Below are 19,905 nucleotides of genomic sequence, written 5' to 3' on the forward strand. Positions count from 1 at the left end.
ATCCTAAAATGGTCTATAAAAGAAGGGGGTGCATGCTATGAAAGGACCAAGTCAAGTTGTAGACCAGATTGAACGGAACAGGCAAGAATTAAGTCGTTTGGCGGAGCATCATGGCATGCAAGACTACAAAGTCCTTCAACAATCGATGGTACTGGACGAATTGATTAATGAATATAACCGTTTTAAATATAGAAAACAACAATATATGAACAGACAACCGATTGCATAATGCAGTCGGTTTTTTAGTTTCAAAAGCATGCAGCTAAAGGAACGAAAACAGCCAACCGTAGAGGATAAGGTTGGCTGTTGCTAAAGCTAGCTACAATTAAGCAGGAAGCACGGCGTGATTTAACCTTCTGAACATTTAATTCATTCTTGCCTCAAGGCGCCGGGCCACGATGGAAAGGGTGTAGTTGATGACAAAATACAAGACCGCTGCGAGCAGGAGCGCCGGGATAACGTAATCGAAGCTCTGACCGCCCAGGATCTGCACGTTGTGCATCAGCTCCGGCAAGGAGATGATAATGGCCAGGGACGTATCCTTCAGCAGGGAGATGAACTGACTGACCATCGGCGGCGACATGCGGCGCAGTGCCTGTGGCATAATGATGCTGCCCAGGGTCTGCATATAGCTGAGACCGGAGGAACGGGCGGCTTCCACCTGTCCGCGCTCAACCGATTTGAGACCGCTACGAACGATTTCGGCGATCATGGCGCCTTCGAACAGGCTAAGCCCAACGACGGTGGACCAGAAGACGGACATCTTAATCCCCAGCTGGGGCAGGACAATATGAATGAAGAAGATGATCAGCAGCAGCGGCAGGTTTCGAATTGTATCCACAATAACCGCAATGATCTGTGACAGGACCGGAATACGGGTATACCGGACGGTACCCAGCACGGTGCCGAGAACAAAGCTGAAGACGATTGACAGTCCTGCCACCTGCAAGGTGATCAGGAATCCATGCAGCAGGAAACGAAGGTTGGGCCAGGCATAAGCCCCGCTAAAGTCCATAGTACATCGACCTCCTTCTGTGAGTAATGCTTAGGCTGAATAGTGGTATGGCTAAATCACATGGTAACCTGCCCGGCCGGCTTGTTTTTCTTCGGCTTGCCCTTGCGGCCTCGTGCTTCGGCGTCGCTCTGTCCAAACCTGCGCTCCATATAATGAACCAGAAAACTGAGCGGCAGCGTCAGTACCAGGTAGAAAAGTGCAACAATGGTATACACGCTCAGTGGCTGGAACGTATCCGAATTGACCAGATCGGCAAAATACATCAGGTCCATGCCAGCAACAACGGCAAGAATGGAGGAGTTTTTGACCAGGTTGATAAATTGATTGCCGATGGATGGAAGCACAATCTTGATTGCCTGCGGCAAAATAATCAGGTTCATGGCCTGTACGTAGGACAAACCTGAAGATCTAGCGGCCTCCAGCTGTCCCCGGGGGACGGTCTGAATGCCTGCCCGGATGGCTTCTGCAATAAAAGCTGCTGTGTAGATGGTAAGACCTAGCGTACCAGAGACAAACCCGTCCAGTGAAATGCCAAGGGCGGGCAGTCCAAGGTAAAAGAAGAACACGACCAGCAGAAGCGGAATATTTCGAATGAATTCCACAAAAGCCGTACCGATCCAATTGAGCGGCTTGATGGGGGATATCCGAAAGATTGCCATGATTGCTCCAAGGATAAAACTGCCGATCAAAGCCATGATGCTTACTTGAATCGTATTGAGGAATCCCTCCAGGAAACGATCGGAATGCTTGAACAATACATCAAAATCCAATTTGCCCATGTAGGCGAAGCCTCCGTTCTCCAGATGTGAAGCGGCGACTCATGCTATACGGGTGGTTTAGTCCCTACAGATGAAAACCGCCGCTCGTTCATCGTTAATCGAGGTTACTCGGGCTTGGTGCCAAGCCATTTTTCATGTAACGTATCGTATTCACCACTGTCTTTCATGCTCTTGAGCAGGTTGTTTACTTCTTCTACAAAAGCAGAGTCGCCTTTGCGGATAGCCATTCCATATGGCTCACTTGTGAAGTTGCCACCAACCAGCTTGTAGTTGTTGTCCGTTTGCTGCATGCCGATCAGTATGATATTGTCCGTCGTCAGTGCCTCACCTTTGCCTGCTTTGAGCGCAGTGAAGGCATCCTGATAGTTGTCGAATTCCAGTACTTCGGCATCCGGAGCTTTTTCACGAATATTCTGCGCAGAGGTTGAACCTTTAACTGCGAGCACCTTCACACCTCCAAGGCTCTCCAGTCCGGTGATGGCACTATCATTTTTTACAAGAAGGGACTGTCCTGCCTCGAAGTAAACGTCACTGAAATCCACCTGCTCCTTCCGCTCGTCTGTGATCGTCATAGTAGCGATGATGATATCGATGTCACCGTTCTGGAGCATGGGAATCCGGGTTTTGGATGTGACCTCTTTCAGCTCAACCTTGGTCTCGTCTCCAAGGATCTGTTTGGCAAGTGCCTTGGCGATATCAATATCGAATCCTTCGACCTCACCGCTTGCTGGGTCCTTCAAGCCAAAGAGCTTCGTATCATATTTGACCCCGGCAATCAGCTTGCCGCGCTCCTTAATCTGTTCAATGGTTCCTTTGGCTGCAGTATTCTCATCACCGCCACCACCACCGCTGCTGGTAGATTCCTCTCCTGTACTACAGCCGGCCAATGCCAGCGAGAGAACCAAAACAAGGACAAACGACGGCCACTTCAGCAAATTCTTCATGAGTAAAGACCCCTTTCAAAATGGAATATCCTATCATTCTCAATGATGAATTAGACGACTTAGGAACTGCTGTGCCCGCTCTTCCCGCGGGTTATCGAAAAATTCTGTGGCAGAAGCCTCTTCCACGATCCGTCCTTCGTCCATGAAAAAGACACGGTCTGCCACTTCACGGGCGAAGCCCATTTCATGGGTAACGACAACCATGGTCATGCCGTTATGTGCGAGAGAGCGCATGACATCCAGTACTTCCCCGATCATTTCGGGGTCGAGCGCAGAGGTGGGCTCGTCAAAGAGCATGATTTTGGGCTCCATGGCGAGTCCCCGTGCAATAGCGACCCGCTGCTGCTGTCCACCGGACAACTGGGAGGGATAGCTGTCAGCCTTGTCGGCAATGCCAACACGGGTTAAATATTTCATTGCCGTAGCAGCTGCCTCAGCTTTGGGCTGTTTGCGTACCTTTACTGGGGCAAGTGTAATGTTATCGATGACTTTTTTGTGAGGATAGAGATTGAAGTGTTGAAATACCATGCCAATGTCGCGACGGAAGAGGTTGATGTCCACCTTTTTCTGATGTAAAGGGACACCGCTGACGACGAGTTCGCCTTCCGTAATGGTCTCCAGACGGTTGATGCAGCGGAGCAGTGTACTTTTGCCAGAGCCGGAAGGGCCAATAATGACAACGACCTCTCCTTCTTCAATGTGAAGATGAATATCTTTGAGGACATGAAAATGACCAAAGTGCTTCTGCACACCCCTAAATTCAATCAAGAGTAACCAATCCTTTCTGCAACGTTGGTTTGGAAAAGGAATAATAAGGAATAAATTGAAACTAGTTATTTAATCATACATAGTCATCCTTCTTCTGGCAATTGGTTTGTAATAAAACATGACATAAGTATGAGGTTTAATAGGGCTGTAGGCCAAAAATGCGTCATGTATTTGTTAAGTTGGTAAGTTGTTTGTGACGAATCCTGACAGAAAAATGAATCGAATCTCCTAGAGTTTTTACAACCTTTGGAATAGATGTATAGAGTATACTGATGTTGATACCTATCCTATGTCCAGGGTAACGGAACAAATAACCTCAAATTCTAACGCTACATGGCAAAAAAACACAACCTTGGTCCAGATCCCGTTGATATGATGGGTGATAATACTCATTCCTGAAAGCGATGCTATGTCGATCACAGTCCAATCCCAATACAGAGAAGAGAGGATGTTCTGAACGATGAATACATACTACTCCCCATTACGTACAGGAGAAGGTATCCAAGCTGATACGAAAGCCTATGAGGTTGCTCTACCTGACATTCCTGCTCGGGATTTCCGCATCACGGACTACGGAGCAAAAGGAGACGGCGTGACGGACAACACGGAGGTGTTCAGGCTTGCTATAGCGGCGTGTGCTGAAGCCGGTGGTGGACGAATTGTTATTCCGGCAGGGGTCTGGCTGACAGGTCCGATTGTGCTTCGCAGTCGCATTGAGCTGCACACAGAGGCGGGAGCATTGGTAACGTTCAGTCGCGAGTTTGATCATTATCCTCTGATTGCTTCGAGCTTCGAGGGGTGGCAGGTGGTAAGATGCCAATCTCCAATTGACGGAGAATCGTTGGAGGATATCGCGATTACAGGTGAGGGAATATGGGATGGCAGCGGAGAAGCATGGCGTCCAGTCAAACGGTCCAAGATGACCGCTTCACAATGGAGTCGATTGGTTGCTTCCGGTGGTGTTGTAGAGCATTCGGGTGAAAATGAAGAAATCTGGTGGCCTTCGGCCTCGGCCCTCGAAGGTGGCGCCATCGCCAACCGGCTTCATATGGAACAGGAGCGCGAACTGTCCGCTTATGAGGGAGCTAGAGACTTTTTACGTCCGAACATGGTCAGTTTGCGTCGGTGCAAGCGGGTGCTGCTGGATGGTCCAACATTCCAGAACTCACCTGCATGGAACCTGCATCCGTGGGCATCGGAGCATGTTACCATACGTAACGTGAGTGTACGAAATCCGTGGTTTTCTCAAAATGGTGATGGGCTGGATATTGAGTCATGCCGTCATGTTGTCGTGGAGCACAGTGTGTTCGATGTGGGGGATGATGCCATCTGCCTGAAATCCGGCAAGGACGCTGAAGGCCGAGAGCTCGGTTTGCCATCTGAATATATTACAATTCGGGACTGCACCGTATATCATGGTCATGGCGGATTCGTTATTGGCAGTGAGATGTCGGGTGGCGTACGGCATGTGCGGGTATCGGATTGTACGTTTATTGGGACGGATATTGGACTAAGGTTCAAAAGCGCCCGCGGGCGCGGTGGAGTTGTTGAAGATATTGAAATTCAGCGTATCTATATGAAAGATATCATCATGGAAGCCATCTCGTTTTCCTTTTTCTATGCGAATATGGAGGGATCAGCCCGCGGCAGCGATCTGTTTCAGGACATTAGTGAGGAGACCCCGGTGTTCCGTGATATTCGAATATCGGATGTTATCTGTGCAGGTGCAGAGATGGCTTTATTCGTAAGCGGACTGCCCGAAATGCCTCTGGACGGTGTAGTAATCGAAGGATATGACGTCACTGCTCGGAACGGTATACAGTGTGCTCATGCGAAGCACTTGAGAATTGCCAATCTGAGAGCCTGGATTTCCGAAGGATCATTGATCCATTTACACCAATGCAAGGGTGCTGAAATAGAGGGAATTCAGGGAAAAGGGCCTGACGGCCGGCTTCTGATTGTAACAGGACACGAGTCTGCCGGAATTGTGTGCCGGGAGGACGATGCAGATGAGGAAGGACGCCAGATTTCCATGGGTCCTGAAGTAAGAAGCGGTGTGCTCATCCGCAGATAAGAGTCCTTGATACGAAAGAATGGCAAGTCAGCCGCAGTGGTGTAGCGTGTGTCTCCAGAAGATGTCATCCTGATTTTTGTGATATAGAGACACATTCATCTGGGTAGGGCTACCCACTCGGCTTCTATCTTCAACTTTCCAAGATTCCCCGTACTAGCGATGCTCTTTTCGATAGCGCAAAGGGGTGGTTCCGGTCACCTGTTTGAATGTTTTGTTGAAATGAGCCGTGTGCTCAAACCCGACCTTCTCCGCGATCAACTGCACCCGCTCCTGGGTGGACAATAGGCGCCGCTGCGCTTCCCGCACCCGCACAACCCGTAAATATTCACTGAAACGAAAACCGGTAAACCGACTGAACATCCGGCTCAGATAGGATGGACTGATATAGAAACGGGCTGCCGCATCCTCCAGGGTAAGCGGTTCGTTGTAATGTCTGTTCACGTAAGCGGCAATCTCGCCGATTTTATCCTGCATCGGGTGAATCGGGCCGGGTGACATCAGGCGGCTATTTTCTTCTACGCGATAGATATGGATCAGAAGCTGAGCGAGCAGGCTTCGGACAACCATCTCATAGTGAGGGCGACGCTCCTTGCATTCGCGCAGCATCTGCCATAGCATGCGTTCCATCTCTTGCTGCTCTGATTCGGGGAAGTGAAGCAGCCTGGATCGTTCGAAAGGGAGCAGACCGCACACGCCAAGTTCCATCCCGGTGGCAAACGAAGGAGAGAAACCAATAAGTATTCGTTCGAATCCGGGCTTGTTTCCTCTGGACGTTGTATGCACATCATGCGGATTAATGAGGATCAGATCACCTTTGCTGGCGGTCAGGAGCTGGCCGTTCATGGAATACACCCGTTCTCCTTCAAGCAGGTAATACAGCTCGTAAAATGGATGAGCGTGAGGCTGCGGCATGGCATTGCCTTCATGTCTGCGCATGTATTCAATGGTGAATGAATTTTCCCCAATGCGATATTTGGGTCCGATTCGATCCTCAATCATACTCATGATCAGGCTCCCTTCTACTTCGTCTGATTTACGTTTATATCCATATCATAACGGAAAATCCAGTTTGTTGTAAACGCTATCAAAAGTTTCGTTCAAATTGGATGGACGGGTTCTAAGGGTGACAAACGAACAGCGATGTTTTACAGTAGGGAGAGTGAGGCCAAACTCTGGAAGAGGGTCTCCAATATGATTTGGAAGGAAGGAAACAGGTTATGACGACACATGAATTATCGCCTCTGGTTGCTGCGCTGGATATGCAGCCACACGTTGAAGGCGGTTGGTATAAGGAAGTATGGAAGGCTTCTTATCAAATCCCGCAATCCGTTCTGCCGGAAGCTTATTCGGGTCCAAGATTTTCTGCAAGCTCGACGTACTTCCTGCTGCACCCGCATGAAATTTCCGAGTGGCACACCGTTTTGTCCGATGAACTGTGGTTGTGGCACAGCGGAAGTCCAATTGAATTGAAACTGGGCGGCAAAGGGGAAAACCCTGAGAATGAGGAAGTGCTCGTGCTCGGCATGGATCTTGCTGCAGGGCAATCGCCGCAGGTACTTGTTCCAGCTGGGGTATGGCAAACGGCACGTCCGCTGGGAGATGAGCCTGTATTGGTAACGTGTGTGGTTGCACCAGGTTTCCACTATGATGATTTCAAGCTGGTTTCCAAAGGCTGATCGGTTAAAACGATTGAACGGCGAAATCCCGATTCGGATGCAGATGCATTCAAATCGGGATTTTTTTGGTTTTTCCTATATTTCATGAAGCTTGTCTAAATGACTGAACTTAGAAGTTAAAGTTATCCGGATCCGAACCGAAGCGTTTGTTTTCGTTCAGTCCATTAATCTGTTCAACCTCATCCGCAGTCAGTTCAAAATCATATAGATCAGCATTCTCTCGAATACGCTGTGGCGTAACGGATTTTGGTATGGTTACGATGCCGTTTTGAAGATCCCAGCGCAAAATGACCTGTGCGGGGGATTTGCTGTACTTCGCTGCAATTTCCTGAAGAAGCGGATGTTCCAGTAGATTGCCTTGGCCGAGTGGAGACCAGGCCTCAATTTGGATCTGGTGTTTACTGCAGTAGTCCCGGAGCTCCGATTGAATCAGTAGCGGGTGAAGCTCGACCTGATTCACAGCAGGTTTGACGGTGGCATCCGTCATCAGATCCTCCAGATGGTGAATCTGGAAGTTGCTTACGCCTATAGCGCGGATGCGTCCTTCGCGGTGCAGTTTCTCTAGTGCTCTCCATGTATCCTTGTATTTGCCCTTGACTGGCCAGTGAATCAAATAGAGATCAAGATATTCAAGTTCGAGTCGTTCCATGCTGGCTTCGAAGGCGGCCAATGTTGATTCATAGCCTTGGTCGCTGTTCCAAACTTTGGTGGTAATGAACAGATCCTCGCGGGCAACTCCGGATTCACGAATACCTTGGGCTACACCGGTCTCGTTGTTGTAGGCTTTGGCTGTATCGATGCTGCGATAACCTGCCTGAATGGCCGTTTTGACGGCTTCAACCACTTCTTCTCCATCTTTCACTTTGAATACGCCAAAACCCAGCCAAGGCATTTTGACTCCGTTATAGAGTGTCGTTGTGTCCTGCACGTTTTTCATGATCCGTATTTCCTCCCCTGTTCCTTCATTTATCCCACTATGTAATTACCCTGCTGTAAGGCAGCCAATCGCATAGGATAGGCCATCTTTCCTGATTATACTAAAAGCACTTAGGGAATGGAAAAAAGATGGGCAGAAAATTAACGGAAAATAAAGCTCTTTTACTCTTTTTTGGCAGTTGGAGGTTTGGTTTTGGTGCTTGCGGGTGATAAGATGAAGTATACGCGATGTGGAAGCGAAAATAATGAAAAGTGCTGTTAACGACTTTGGAATACTCACATTCGAAAAAGAACGGAATATGCACGGATGGGTCCAGTTGGGATCAGACGTGCGATTAATGATAAAGGAGCAAGAATGATGGCTAAACCTAAACAAACCAAAAAGGCAGCAGCCTGGTCACTCGTCGTAATGGGGGCAGGCTTTGCCGCTTCATTGCCGTTTCAGGGCAGTGTTGTAGGCAAGCTGCTGGTGGGTTCATTTGAAGCAGGATTGGTAGGGGGGCTTGCCGACTGGTTCGCTGTAACGGCATTGTTCCGCCACCCGCTCGGCATTCCGATTCCGCATACGGCCTTGCTGCCGAAAAACCGGGATAAGATGACGGAGGGCCTTGTTTCTGCGGTGGAGAACAATCTGCTCAACAAAGACAGCATTACCGAGAAAATTGCCGGTTTCAAGGCAGCAGAAATGGTAATCGACATCATGTCACGTGAACTTCACAATGATGGCGTCAAAACGATGATCGACACGCTGTGCAAACGTATTTTGGCAGGGCTGCCGCTGGAGCAGATTGCGCCGCTGGTTGCGAGTGAGATCAAATCACAGGCCGGGGCTTTCGACCTTGGACCGATCCTGGAACGGGCGTCCATCCAATTGAGTGAACGTGGATATGACACGAAGGCACTGGACTACGGGTTGAAGCAGGCTGAAGAGTGGCTGGTGAAGCCGGAGACCATCACGTTTCTGGGTGAGAGCGGCATGAAAGCTATTAGTGGCATTCAGATGAATGGCCTTATGCAATTTGCCATGAATGCCTTCCTTGGCTATATGAATGAGGAGAAGCTTGGCAGCATCCTGCAGGGATATTTATTTGACCAGGTAGAGGATATGAAACGTGAGGGAAGTGCCCTCCGGTATAAGGTGTTAGGTCTGGTTCGAACTCAAGCGGTGCGTCTTGCCTTGAACGAAAGTGTGCGCGGCGGATTGAACGGCTGGAAAGACAGCCTGCTGGACAGCTGGAACGCGGAAGAAACCGTGCTCAACAAGCTTGCCGAACTGAGGGAAAGAGCTCTCGCTGCTATGGAGGATGGAAAGTATGTGGAGACGTATGCGCTCCCTGCCATTGAGCGGGTATTATCCGATCTGCGCTCAGACAGTGCATTGCTGGATGCCATGAATGCCAAGATTGTCGAAGGCGTAACAACGCTGCTGGAGAAAAACCACTCCAAGATCGGAAATCTGGTCCGTGAAAATGTTGATAAAATGGATAATGCCTCATTAATCTCATTGATTGAGGACAAGGTAGGTCAGGATCTTCAATGGATTCGTATTAACGGCGCCGTGACCGGATTCGTTATCGGTATTGCGCTGACTGCCCTGCGGATGGTACTGGAATAAGATCTTAGGCTTAGTAAGTTGGAGGGCTGCCCTAATATGGGGCGGCTCTTTTTTGCGTGTCTGCGCAAATGCTGCGAAATTGTTGCAAAAATCAGGAAAATGGGTAATGTAACCCGAATCCTTTACTGGAACCATTTAGGAAGAAAGTTATATAAAAACGATGCCGTGAGCCGATGTGGGCATGTTGATTTTGTACTATGATGCAGTTAACAAATGAATAGGGCGGACTCTAAAATGCTGCTTAGGATTATGACCGAGGGGGGATTGGTATTCAACGTACAGGAGGGCTTAAAGGCTTCATTGCACTTATCATCATGGTTACTTTAATTTTGGGGGGCTGCAGCAATATGAAAGAAAGCGAGAAGCAAGCATTGTACCAGGAGGCCGAATCCAGTGTGGTTCAGTACTTCAAGCAGAAATATGAACTGGATGTTGTGATTACCAGCAAAGAACTTTTACCTGAAATGGCGGTTTCCCAGATCGGTCTGAAAGGGCATGTGAAGGACCATGAGGGTCAAAGTTTCGGCATATCATACGATTACAAAAAGAAAACAACCAAGAATCTGGTCATTAGCCCGGAGATTGAGGAAGCCATACAAGCGAAAGGGTACGATCCGTACGCCAAATAAACTGGAGGTGTAGTTGTTGAGCAAACCGCCGAATATTGATGACGAGACATATAGAACATTATCCGACCTGGCCTACCAGGATCAGAAAACGGGTGATAAATTAACCGAGCTTCCTGGATGGGAGGTGCTTGAAGGGACGGAAAGCAACAAATTGTCCGGCTTTGATGCCGTCACATTCTACAACCCGGAGACCAAGCAAGCAGTCATTTCATACCGCGGTACGGAGGGGAGTGCCTCTCTGGACAGATCTGTTCCCGATTTTGTTATGGATGGACGCATTGGTGGCGGGGAATTAATCCGCAAAGGCCAGCAAGAGACCAGCAAATTTGTCGATAGTCTCACACCGGAATGGCTCGACAAAGGTGTTGAGAACGTCAAGGACTTCACCGGGGTATCCAAAGTGGAAAATTGGGCCGGGGACAGAGTACGAGATGTGGAGAACTGGGCTGGCGACCGGGTAAAAGATATTGAGAAAACCGTGTCCCCAACAGGTTGGGCTAACCAGATGTATCAGGCCGAGAATTACGCGAATCACATGCAGGATAAGCATAGGGATCTGAATTTCTCGATGACAGGACACTCCCTTGGTGGGGGGAATGCACAGTATGCATCCGCGTACACAGGCATACCTGCAGTGACATTTAGTGCCCCATCTGTTATGGGTAACCTGACCCCGGAAGTACGCCGTCAGGCGGAAGCGGGTAAATTCGATGGCCAGATTACGAACTATGCGCATCCGGGCGATCTGGTAGCGAGCGGTACGCTTGGCGGATATGATCGGCATGTGGGAACAACCTACTATATCAATTCTGATTACGCGACAGCGAACGACGGTGTCAGCATCATAGACAAAGCGAAGAACTCTTTTGGCGGCGAAAACTATCACAGCCTTGATCAATATAACTTCAAGAATGGTTATATTTCCAATGAACTGTACGATCCGATTACCGGAGAGCGAATTGGTTATTCACCTCGTCTGATGGACTACTTGACTGGCTACAGCAAAAACATGGGGCCACGCCTATCGAAAACAGGTGTAGGCGGGGGAGCTGCAGGAGCTGCTTCCGGTCTGATTCAGGTAACGCCGGAAGAACTGAAGAGTGTCGCTTCCCGCTGGAAGCAAAATGCACAGCAGTGCAACGCCGAGCTCAATCAGGTGCGCAGCCGTATGGCTCAATATCTGCATACCAGCCGCAGTCGCAGACTGGAGCCCATTGTAACCCAGCTTGATGCGTCCATTAACGAATTAAGTACATGGCATATGAAGCATACGAGTCAATTCCTCGACTTCATTGATCAGAAGGCAGATGCCTTCCGCCAGGCTGATGAGAGTCCGGTTCATTTTAATTAAACACCGGAGCTGCCAGGAGATCGATAATGGTATGTACATAAGGGGAGGGGATAGGCATGAGCGGACAATTGCTGGTGGAACTGAATGACCTTCGAATTGCGGAGAAGGAGCTTACACGGCTGCTGGCCCGCCTGCAGGCAGATGAGCAGGAGGCCAGAGCCCTGTATGCGCGGCTGAATGACTGGAAGGGTCAGTCGGCTGACTACACCAGGCAGCAGATTGAAGGATTCTTCGCAGGGCTGTCCAGTCGAATCCATTCAATTGAACAGCAGAAGCGGAGCTTGCTGCAATATATTGAGATTATGATTCAGACGGATCAGGAACGCTAATCGTAAACGTTGAAACGAAGTATGGGAAATCTCATCTCACAAGAAAGAGCCTTGGCATCTGCCAAGGCTCTTTTGTTACGTTAACCAATATATAAGACCGCGTGTTATCTCTTTTTGCGGCGTGTGGCGAGTGCAATGCCCAGGAAGGACATAATCAGCGCCAGAATCGATACGATCAGTGTTGCCTGCTGCAGTTTCAATGTACCCGGATCTGAATCCGTATTATTCGGCTCACCTGTAACGGTATCGGTTAATGCATCGCCGAGCGTGGTATCATCGTCAGTCTTGGTATCGTCTGCGGCATTATTATCTCCAGCGGCTGCTTCGTCATCGCTTGCATTGCCAGCTGTACCTGCGCTGTCATGGCCACCTGTTGCGGCTTGATTGCCTGCAGCTGCAGGTTCTTCGCTAATAGCCGTAATACTGTGAGGTGTGCTGTCACTAGGTTGTCCTGTCCATTCTACGATGCTGCCATCGCTATAGTATTGGAACGCGTCCCAAGCGACTTCTGTTGCTGTATCCGGATTTTGTGCGACAAAGTTAAATTGCTGGAATTGTCCGGCGAGGATCCCCTCGTTATCTCCATCCACTTCCCAGGTAATCGATGTTACTTCGTTCGAGCTGTTTTTCTCTGTGGTGATTTTCCATCCAGCCAGTGGCTGATATTGCTTGAATGCTACACCTTCCGGAACCTTCATTGTGATCTTGGTTGTTGGCAGATCCTTCTCGGAAGGAATTTTGATCGTGTACGTCTGCCATGCTCCGGTCTGTGCAGCCGCTGGGCTGACAGTGACATGAGCACTTGCGAAGCCGGCGAACAGCATGAGCGCTGCAGCACCTGCCGCTATAGTGGATGTAAGTTTGGAAGTCCAGGATGTTCTTTTCAAAATAAATTACCCCTCTCTTTTTCTAGAAAAATTATGGATTCGCTGTGTTGATCTCGAACTCGGTATCCAGTGAATCAAGGGATCGAGTCAACAGGTGAACCTTGATGCTCCATCGTCCAGGCATGGAGATGTATTCTTCTGCTTGATACACGCCTGTATCGTTTTTTGGAATGGTGATTTCATAAATCCCCATATCCATATCCAGGTGGGTCAGCGTCAAGGTGATCTGCTCCAGATCATTTACTACGCTGCCGTCAGGTGCTTTTACGCCAACCTCGAACTGATTCTCACCAGTGACATTAGGGCTGACCTGGAGCGTGATCGCTGAGCCATCCTCTGTCGTTTGTACTTCCTTGAATGGACCAGCGGCTTCAGGCTGGCCGGGGGACAGATGGGTAAGTACAGCAGCCAGAGCCAGCACAACGGCACCTATCGCGAGCTCTGCTTTGAGACTGCCTGCCAGTCGGTTACCCTTGCCCTGTCTGGCCGTTCGGGCATGACACCATGCGAATGCGATCATCACCAGCAGCAGAACGATCTTCGCGAGCAGCACATAACCATAAGTGGTGGTGAACAGGGATGTCAGTACAGGTTCGGGTAAAATGATTAAACTGCTGTAGATCCCCGTAGCAACCAGAGCGGCTACAGCACCAATGCCCCAAGCTGCAAAACGGCGGATAGCTCCCCAATACACCTCTCCTCGTACCTTCGGAGGAAGCTTGTCAGCCAGTGGAGGCAGACAAACCGCCATGGCCGTCAGAGCACCAATCCAGAATGCTGCTGCAATCAGGTGGACATAATCCATGGTTATGGCAAGTCCACGCTGCTCGGCTGCGGCGGGATGACCTGTCATAGCATGCGTGAGCAGCCATCCCAGTACAAGTACCAGTGAACCATAAGATGACCAGATGCGGATCTTGAGTGAGCGATCCCGGTCATATCCAGACAGGATTGTGACTGCAAGCAGCATCAGAATGAGCATCTGTGCCATCCAAATGAGGCCAAACGACGTCAGCTTCAAGGCACTGCCCATCAGTGCCCAGCTGAATTCATGGATAGCCACCCCTGACTCGTAAATCGTGTTCAGAGGCAAACTGATGATCGCGGCTACAGAAGCTGCCGCATAGCTGATCCATAACAGCTTATAGCTGCCTGGCACCTCCATGGGTTCTCTTGCCATGGATGACGGAGCAATCCGGAAGAGCAGGAAGGCGAGCGTGCCCAGGATGACAGACAATGCAAGATATTGAATCCAATCGGTCAGCGACAGTATCCATTTGATTGGACCGCCTGTTTGACCAGTACCGGAGGTCAGATCCGCCAGACCCACAGGGGCACCTGACGGTTCCCCGATATGGAATACATAGGCTCCCTGAATGGGATGGCCATCGGCCGACACGGCTTTCCAGCTGACGGCATAAGTACCGTTGCCAAGTCCGCTGCGCAGCCCCGTTTCGAGCACGTGAGGACGCTCGGCGTCTATCTGCACGTTGCCGTCATCCGCTTGTGTGCCGTCAGGTGCGGTAATTTTAATATCATAGAAGGCCGTTTGCAGCGATTCATTGAATTCCAGTGTCAAGCGCTCTGGAGCGGTCGCTACCAGATCGTCCTCCCCTGGCGAGGCCTGAACAATATAAGCATGGGCTGAAGCCCATTGCGGCATAACCAGACAACACATGAGCAGCAGGGAAACCATTACGGCCCAGTGCCGTTTATCCCATCTCATTGTAAAACGTCCTAAACTCAAAAAAACATCACCCTCAGGTTATAGAATTGTAGTTATTCTTCGGATGCCGATAACAATCTATACCATTATAACTTTGTCCAAAATAACGGCGTATGACTACATCGGGCTATAAAAAAACGATTATATTCCAAGAATTGTGACAAAAGCATGAATGCTTGCTATTTGCGCAGTTTCCGTCCGGCAAGGCCGCTTTCAAGTGCGTAGCGGGTCAGTTGAACACGGTTTTCGAGCTGCAGCTTCTGCAAAATATTTTTGAGATGATTCTTCACTGTTTGATCGGAAATGCCGAGCTGGTCTGCTATTTCGCGGTTCGTATAACCGGCGGATACCCACTGCAGAATCTCGAGCTCCCGTGTGGTAAGCGGGTTATCCGGCACATCTTCACTTCGAGGCGCAGGGAACTCCTGCAAAATCCGGTACGCCAGTTCCTTGCTGAGCGGTGCATCGTCAGAGACGATCGCGCGCAGATATTCCAGCCAGGTGGAGGGGGCCAGGTTTTTGAGCAAATAACCCTGGGCACCCTGTTTCAGTGCTTCGAACAGATACGTTACATCGTCGGAGACCGTCACCATAACGATAATCACGTAAGGATAGCGGAGCTTGATCAGCCGAGTGGCTTCGAGACCATCCATATCCGGCATCTGCACGTCCATCAGAATAAGATCTGGCATCCACTGTTCGGTCAGTTCCAGTGCTTCCTGTCCATTTGATGCCGTACCGATGACTTCAAATAGACTGTCTTCCGATAAAATACTGCATATCGCTTCGCGTGCATGGGCGTGGTCATCAACAATCAATACACGTACATGTTCCATATTAAGCATCCCCCTTACCTATCGTCATTCGTGTTAGGCCCGGTTTGGAATCCAGGAAGAAGGACCAGCCCATCTGAATGGCACGTTCCTTCGTAATCCTCAGTCCATATCGGTCCTTGAGGTGCAGTGGATCGCCACTAACACCTACGCCGTTATCCTGAATTCGAACAGACCAGGAGAGAGAGTTGCCCTCCGCTTCCACTTGAACATGGGAGGCCTGCGCGTGTTTACGTACATTAATCAGAGCTTCCCGAATGCAGGCGAGGAGCTCAACTTGTTCTTTTGGCGTAAAGAAATGACTGTCCAGTTCCCAATGAACCTGGGCTCCAGGTATCGTTTCCTGCGTTAGGGATTCGACCTGTCCCTGAAGTGAAACTCCTGTAGGCATGGCGGTATGTCCGGGCACATATCGCAGCTGGGCGATGGCTTGCCGGACATAGGCATTTACTTCGTGTACGGTCTTGCGGATTTCCTGAATTTCATGTTCGTGCCCGGTGCCAGCCATGCCACGCTCGGCTTTATCTGTTTTGACAGACAAGAGAAAGAGGGATTGCGCAATCCCGTCATGAAGCTCACGAGCCAGCTGGTCCCTGGCCTCAAGGGCAGCCTTGGAGGCACGTTCCTGTTCCAGTGCAGCTCTTGCACCTTCCAGCATCTTGAACAGACGGCTCAGCAAAGTAACGCTAACAAGGTATACGATAACGGGAGTCAGCCAATTCCCCGCGTCCATGGAGAGGTAGGGCATTAAAAATTGATGACGTATGTATTCCCAGAGGCCAACGGTTAATGTGGGAATCAGCAGGATCATCCACTTGATTTGTTTGTAGGACATGCATCCAGAACTCCTTTAATATCGACTCTTTGTGCGAATCTATGCCCCATTATAACCCAACCTGTCCCTGGTACCTAGTCTGTTGGTCTCGCAGGATGTTTAGGTGGATACGGGAGTATATAGAAGGATATCTAAGAACGACATGCCGTGACAGAATGTCACGGAGTGTGAGGCTGGATGTATAAGGGAGAGGAGGGCTGTGCCTGTTTTCCCTAAGTCGGAAGGTTCTTTATACTTATATAGAACGTGAATTCATGACAAACCATGTTAAGGAGTGAACGCAACAACATGAATCAAGAGGTATTGGAACGTCGTAGTGAGTTGCTCAAGAAGAATATTCATCAGATGCTTCTTCAAGACAATCAGCACGGAATCAGTCGCCAGGATAACATGTTTTTGCAGCAGATGATCAAAGAGCTGCATCAAACTTCACATGAACTGAACACCACCCGTTAATTGGAATTGGTTCGTTAAGAACTGTCCTGAATTCCAAGATCGACTCATTGATGAAAATGAAAATGGCGCTATCCCCAATGGACCGGGGGTAGCGCTTTGGCATTATATAGGGATTTTGTGGGCGGCCTTACATTAGCGTGCGTTAGGATAACAGCTGCTGTGCTGTCTTCTTCTGAATGTAACGGATGAAAAGCTCCGCCAGCTCAGGATCGAATTGGGAGCCTGCACATGCCCGCAGTTCGTTGATCGCTTCATCCACCGTTTTGGTTTTCTGATACGGTCGTTCGGTGGTCATCGCGTCGAATGAATCAATGACAGTCAGCATTCGGCACAAGCGGGGAATTTCACGGTCTCTTAAACCGTAGGGATATCCTTTGCCGTCAAACCGCTCATGATGCAATTCAATATATGGGATCAGATCGTTGAAACGTTCGTTGGTCATCACCATTTTTTTGCCCCAGGTGACATGTCCTTTAATCGTTTCCCATTCCTCTGCGGTAAGCTTTTCCTTTTTGTTCAGGATGGACCACGGAATCTCCAGTTTACCGATATCATGGATCAATGCACCCAGTACAAACTGCCGTTTCTCCGCATTGTCGAGTTCCAGCAGCTCACTGAGATCGAGGGCGTATTTGTATACTCTTTTGGAGTGTTTGAATGTGTCGATATCCTTGTACCTGAACAGGTTCAACTGCTGCTCGATATCCCGTACATCCAGCACCAGGTCAATTTCATGTTCCATGCCGTCATTGCTGCCATGACGATGGACGTTGTTTTTGCCCTGTTTTTTGGCATAATAGAGCGCCTTATCAGCTTGGTCCACAAGCTGTGATTTATTGTACATATCTACCTGGTATCGTGCGACCCCGGCGGAGAAGGAGAGACAGCCGTGCGGAAACACCTCGACTCCTTCAAAAGGAGTATCGTTCAGCTGCTTGCGCAGTTTGTTCATAAAGGTATAAGCCTCGTCCAGCTCCATGCCAGGCATGAGCAGCGTGAATTCTTCCCCGCCATAACGAAAAGCAGTGACTTGGGTACCCTCCGTCTTGCGGTTTAGAAAATCTCCTAGCAGAGCAAGCAGACTGTCACCCTGCAGGTGACCGAAGCGGTCGTTATACTTTTTGAAGTCATCAATATCGATTAGCCCCAAGGAGAGCGGTGTTCCTGCCGCACGGGCAGATGCCAGCTCATTTTCCAGCATGTTTTCGAAGTGGCTGTGGTTAAAGAGACCGGTTCGTTGATCGGTATTTGCCTTTTCTTCAATGCTCTGGTACATCAGGAACAGCTGTTTGAACGCGTGAGATAACAGAATGCTGAGACTCAAGTAAAGCAGCAAGCCCAGAACGCCGTTATGAATGACCAGTATGGTCAGCACCAGCGCCAGAATCAGTGTACATAGATAGACGAGCAGCGACTCGGTCACGAACGCACGTTTCATCTGCTGAAGAGCATCCTTGGTGGAGAAATGAAAGAATAAGCCCAGCGTAATCGTATTAATGATAAAGTATGCGGCAAGTGCTGCAAAATAAGGAAACAGATTATACCCGTCCAGCGCTCCTGGAACACCGCCTGTCCATGTAAATATGGAAGCCGCTCCCGCAATCATAAGGCTGTAAATGCTGAAATTAACAATGTGTTTCCACCAGGCAAGCTTGCGATCCTTGATTAATAAAATGAGGGAAACGGGCAGGAGCACAGACAGGCTGAACGCACCGCCGAACATGAAGATACAGGCAAGATACACGGAAGAGTCCATGGATTGCTGATTACCCTTGGGTGGGATCTGAAAGGTGAAGTAATCCAGGATCAGCGCGGCACCCAGCATGGTGTAGACCATAACCCATTCCTCAGTGGAGAGGTGCAGATAAGACAACTTGTTCATATACAGAAAAATACCGATGCCTGCACAGCACAGCAAAACAACATACATGCTGCTTCGGTCTGCTTTATGGATAAGATTACGAATAAAGTTCATACAAATTCTCCTGCTTGGTTTAGTCGGCTCTTGATGTATAGATATCGGTTCGTACCATATAGATGTATAACATAACAAGTTACCTGGTAAAAATCCAGAAAGAAAAAACAGGCCGCTGGCAGCCTGTTTGTCTTGGTTGGCAAGTATGTACTAGCCACCCAGCTTGTATCCCGAAGTCAACGCGACAACGACAGAAGCTACGATGATTGCATTGATGACGATGCGGGAATATTTAATACCTTCGAATTTTTTCATGGAAAAGACCTCCCTTCCTTGGAGTCTGTCCTAATCTCTTCAGGCCGGATGGATGTCGCTGGCGTTGCAGCCTTGCCGGAACGATTCACCATCATGTACTGGATAAACAGGAATATACCAATGTTCATGACCACATCGCCGATGCTGATCACCTGGGTCCGCGGATAGGGACTGGAGAGCGGGATGATATCACCCAGGAAGGAAAGGTGGGTAGATGCATCCATCATATAATGTTTCGATACCGCTCCACCTTCACGAAGCATATCCACATAGTAAGGTCCGAGTACAGCGGAAGCCTCCACCGAGACAGGCATGCGTCCACCATTCACCGCCATAACGATGAAATTGAGGAACACGCCAATCCAGATCAGCGTAAATCCCCGGTGATGCCGGTTCAGCCACAGAAATGCAAGACCCGTGACGTACACCGCTGCAAAGAGGTACCCATTGATGGATGCAACCCAATCCAGTCTTTCCTGCAAGAAAAAGATAAGGAATTGGGCGAGCAGCAACAGTGGGAATATCCACCCGCCGCGAAGTTGAAGTGTTGCAAACTGGTGGAGACCATACCGGTACCCGCCCCGGAACAGTCCAACGATCAAACCGAGCAGAATGCCGTCATATACCATGATTAACTCCTGTCATTCAGATATGTGTGATTGCGGTTTCTTTTTGTGTACATATGTTATTCGACCTTTTACTGGTAAATCCTGCAAAGCGAAAATGATTTTGAAGAAGAATTTTGCAAAAAAATAAATGAAAAGCCGTCTTTACGGAACCATGGATTGAATCCATCGTGCTGTTCGCGAAAAACGGCGGTTT

The 19,905-nt window shown here is 49.3% G+C and carries 20 protein-coding genes; 8 read left to right on the forward strand and 12 right to left on the reverse strand.

Going from position 1 to position 19,905, the window contains the following annotated elements; translation table 11 throughout:
* Positions 1-37: 37 nt before the first annotated feature.
* Positions 38-229 (forward strand): aspartyl-phosphate phosphatase Spo0E family protein, encoded by a 192-nt coding sequence (locus tag MHB82_RS01905; RefSeq protein WP_095361627.1) that lies wholly within the window; start codon positions 38-40, stop codon positions 227-229.
* A 135-nt stretch (positions 230-364) separates the two neighbouring features.
* Here the strand turns inward: MHB82_RS01905 and MHB82_RS01910 are convergent, their stop codons facing one another.
* The 4 genes from MHB82_RS01910 to MHB82_RS01925 form a co-directional block, all read right to left on the reverse strand.
* Positions 365-1,015, reverse strand: coding sequence for an amino acid ABC transporter permease (locus MHB82_RS01910; protein WP_095361619.1), 651 nt, complete (start codon positions 1,013-1,015; stop codon positions 365-367).
* A gap of 56 nt (positions 1,016-1,071) precedes the next feature.
* A complete protein-coding gene (locus MHB82_RS01915) occupies positions 1,072-1,794 on the reverse strand; it encodes an amino acid ABC transporter permease (protein ID WP_095361618.1) in 723 nt (240 codons plus the stop codon).
* Between the two features lie 104 nt (positions 1,795-1,898).
* Positions 1,899-2,738 (reverse strand): ABC transporter substrate-binding protein, encoded by an 840-nt coding sequence (locus MHB82_RS01920; protein WP_341173678.1) that lies wholly within the window; start codon positions 2,736-2,738, stop codon positions 1,899-1,901.
* A gap of 39 nt (positions 2,739-2,777) precedes the next feature.
* Entirely contained in the window at positions 2,778-3,506 is a 729-nt protein-coding gene (locus MHB82_RS01925; protein ID WP_341173679.1) for an amino acid ABC transporter ATP-binding protein, read from the reverse strand.
* A 460-nt stretch (positions 3,507-3,966) separates the two neighbouring features.
* On the opposite strand from MHB82_RS01925, the gene MHB82_RS01930 reads away from it, so the two are divergent.
* Positions 3,967-5,580, forward strand: a complete 1,614-nt coding sequence (locus tag MHB82_RS01930) for a glycoside hydrolase family 28 protein (protein ID WP_341173680.1) — start codon at positions 3,967-3,969, stop codon at positions 5,578-5,580.
* 153 nt (positions 5,581-5,733) lie between these two features.
* On the opposite strand, the gene MHB82_RS01935 is transcribed toward MHB82_RS01930, so the two are convergent.
* Positions 5,734-6,585, reverse strand: a complete 852-nt coding sequence (locus MHB82_RS01935) for an AraC family transcriptional regulator (RefSeq protein ID WP_341173681.1) — start codon at positions 6,583-6,585, stop codon at positions 5,734-5,736.
* Between the two features lie 212 nt (positions 6,586-6,797).
* Between MHB82_RS01935 and MHB82_RS01940 the strand changes: the two genes are divergently transcribed.
* On the forward strand, positions 6,798-7,256 hold the full coding sequence (locus MHB82_RS01940; protein WP_095361613.1) for a cupin domain-containing protein: 459 nt from the start codon (positions 6,798-6,800) through the stop codon (positions 7,254-7,256).
* A gap of 109 nt (positions 7,257-7,365) precedes the next feature.
* Here the strand turns inward: MHB82_RS01940 and MHB82_RS01945 are convergent, their stop codons facing one another.
* Positions 7,366-8,193, reverse strand: coding sequence for an aldo/keto reductase (locus tag MHB82_RS01945; protein ID WP_095361612.1), 828 nt, complete (start codon positions 8,191-8,193; stop codon positions 7,366-7,368).
* 357 nt (positions 8,194-8,550) lie between these two features.
* Between MHB82_RS01945 and MHB82_RS01950 the strand changes: the two genes are divergently transcribed.
* From MHB82_RS01950 to MHB82_RS01965, 4 genes are all read left to right on the forward strand, one after another.
* Complete coding sequence (locus MHB82_RS01950) at positions 8,551-9,807, forward strand: DUF445 domain-containing protein (RefSeq protein WP_095361611.1); 1,257 nt, start codon at positions 8,551-8,553, stop codon at positions 9,805-9,807.
* Between the two features lie 347 nt (positions 9,808-10,154).
* Positions 10,155-10,436 carry a hypothetical protein gene (locus tag MHB82_RS01955; protein ID WP_095361610.1) on the forward strand — a complete coding sequence of 94 codons (282 nt, stop codon included), beginning with the start codon at positions 10,155-10,157 and terminating at the stop codon, positions 10,434-10,436.
* A 16-nt stretch (positions 10,437-10,452) separates the two neighbouring features.
* A complete protein-coding gene (locus MHB82_RS01960; protein ID WP_095361609.1) occupies positions 10,453-11,787 on the forward strand; it encodes a hypothetical protein in 1,335 nt (444 codons plus the stop codon).
* A 56-nt stretch (positions 11,788-11,843) separates the two neighbouring features.
* A complete protein-coding gene (locus MHB82_RS01965; protein ID WP_095291629.1) occupies positions 11,844-12,116 on the forward strand; it encodes a hypothetical protein in 273 nt (90 codons plus the stop codon).
* A 104-nt stretch (positions 12,117-12,220) separates the two neighbouring features.
* Here MHB82_RS01965 and MHB82_RS01970 read toward each other — a convergent pair whose 3' ends face one another.
* From MHB82_RS01970 to MHB82_RS01985, 4 genes are all read right to left on the reverse strand, one after another.
* Positions 12,221-13,003 (reverse strand): YcnI family copper-binding membrane protein, encoded by a 783-nt coding sequence (locus MHB82_RS01970; protein ID WP_255248076.1) that lies wholly within the window; start codon positions 13,001-13,003, stop codon positions 12,221-12,223.
* 31 nt (positions 13,004-13,034) lie between these two features.
* Positions 13,035-14,729, reverse strand: a complete 1,695-nt coding sequence (locus MHB82_RS01975; RefSeq protein WP_341173682.1) for a copper resistance CopC/CopD family protein — start codon at positions 14,727-14,729, stop codon at positions 13,035-13,037.
* A gap of 179 nt (positions 14,730-14,908) precedes the next feature.
* Positions 14,909-15,565, reverse strand: coding sequence for a response regulator (locus MHB82_RS01980; protein ID WP_095291633.1), 657 nt, complete (start codon positions 15,563-15,565; stop codon positions 14,909-14,911).
* A gap of 1 nt (position 15,566) precedes the next feature.
* Positions 15,567-16,397 carry a sensor histidine kinase gene (locus MHB82_RS01985; RefSeq protein ID WP_341173683.1) on the reverse strand — a complete coding sequence of 277 codons (831 nt, stop codon included), beginning with the start codon at positions 16,395-16,397 and terminating at the stop codon, positions 15,567-15,569.
* Positions 16,398-16,685: 288 nt separating this feature from the next.
* Here MHB82_RS01985 and MHB82_RS01990 point away from each other — a divergent pair, with 288 nt between their 5' ends.
* Positions 16,686-16,853: a hypothetical protein gene (locus MHB82_RS01990; RefSeq protein WP_167301679.1), complete on the forward strand. Its 168-nt coding sequence runs from the start codon at positions 16,686-16,688 to the stop codon at positions 16,851-16,853.
* Positions 16,854-16,995: 142 nt separating this feature from the next.
* On the opposite strand, the gene MHB82_RS01995 is transcribed toward MHB82_RS01990, so the two are convergent.
* Together MHB82_RS01995 and MHB82_RS02000 are read right to left on the reverse strand one after the other, a co-directional pair.
* Positions 16,996-18,828, reverse strand: a complete 1,833-nt coding sequence (locus MHB82_RS01995) for a bifunctional diguanylate cyclase/phosphohydrolase (RefSeq protein ID WP_341173684.1) — start codon at positions 18,826-18,828, stop codon at positions 16,996-16,998.
* 251 nt (positions 18,829-19,079) lie between these two features.
* On the reverse strand, positions 19,080-19,712 hold the full coding sequence (locus MHB82_RS02000; RefSeq protein ID WP_181429686.1) for a DUF5317 domain-containing protein: 633 nt from the start codon (positions 19,710-19,712) through the stop codon (positions 19,080-19,082).
* Positions 19,713-19,905: the final 193 nt, after the last annotated feature.

This window comes from Paenibacillus sp. FSL K6-2862 (assembly GCF_038005125.1).
GTDB classification, from domain to species: Bacteria; Bacillota; Bacilli; order Paenibacillales; family Paenibacillaceae; genus Paenibacillus; species Paenibacillus illinoisensis_A.

Bases quoted from the DNA above. Each gene is read 5' to 3' on its own strand.
- MHB82_RS02000 (WP_181429686.1), bottom strand. From the start codon at position 19,712: ATGGTATATGACGGCATTCTGCTCGGTTTGATCGTTGGACTGTTCCGG.
- MHB82_RS01945 (WP_095361612.1), bottom strand. From the start codon at position 8,193: ATGAAAAACGTGCAGGACACAACGACACTCTATAACGGAGTCAAAATG.
- MHB82_RS01905 (WP_095361627.1), top strand. From the start codon at position 38: ATGAAAGGACCAAGTCAAGTTGTAGACCAGATTGAACGGAACAGGCAA.
- MHB82_RS01935 (WP_341173681.1), bottom strand. From the start codon at position 6,585: ATGAGTATGATTGAGGATCGAATCGGACCCAAATATCGCATTGGGGAA.
- MHB82_RS01990 (WP_167301679.1), top strand. From the start codon at position 16,686: ATGAATCAAGAGGTATTGGAACGTCGTAGTGAGTTGCTCAAGAAGAAT.
- MHB82_RS01975 (WP_341173682.1), bottom strand. From the start codon at position 14,729: ATGAGATGGGATAAACGGCACTGGGCCGTAATGGTTTCCCTGCTGCTC.
- MHB82_RS01995 (WP_341173684.1), bottom strand. From the start codon at position 18,828: ATGAACTTTATTCGTAATCTTATCCATAAAGCAGACCGAAGCAGCATG.
- MHB82_RS01940 (WP_095361613.1), top strand. From the start codon at position 6,798: ATGACGACACATGAATTATCGCCTCTGGTTGCTGCGCTGGATATGCAG.
- MHB82_RS01955 (WP_095361610.1), top strand. From the start codon at position 10,155: ATGAAAGAAAGCGAGAAGCAAGCATTGTACCAGGAGGCCGAATCCAGT.
- MHB82_RS01965 (WP_095291629.1), top strand. From the start codon at position 11,844: ATGAGCGGACAATTGCTGGTGGAACTGAATGACCTTCGAATTGCGGAG.
- MHB82_RS01930 (WP_341173680.1), top strand. From the start codon at position 3,967: ATGAATACATACTACTCCCCATTACGTACAGGAGAAGGTATCCAAGCT.
- MHB82_RS01985 (WP_341173683.1), bottom strand. From the start codon at position 16,397: ATGTCCTACAAACAAATCAAGTGGATGATCCTGCTGATTCCCACATTA.
- MHB82_RS01920 (WP_341173678.1), bottom strand. From the start codon at position 2,738: ATGAAGAATTTGCTGAAGTGGCCGTCGTTTGTCCTTGTTTTGGTTCTC.
- MHB82_RS01915 (WP_095361618.1), bottom strand. From the start codon at position 1,794: ATGGGCAAATTGGATTTTGATGTATTGTTCAAGCATTCCGATCGTTTC.
- MHB82_RS01910 (WP_095361619.1), bottom strand. From the start codon at position 1,015: ATGGACTTTAGCGGGGCTTATGCCTGGCCCAACCTTCGTTTCCTGCTG.
- MHB82_RS01950 (WP_095361611.1), top strand. From the start codon at position 8,551: ATGGCTAAACCTAAACAAACCAAAAAGGCAGCAGCCTGGTCACTCGTC.
- MHB82_RS01980 (WP_095291633.1), bottom strand. From the start codon at position 15,565: ATGGAACATGTACGTGTATTGATTGTTGATGACCACGCCCATGCACGC.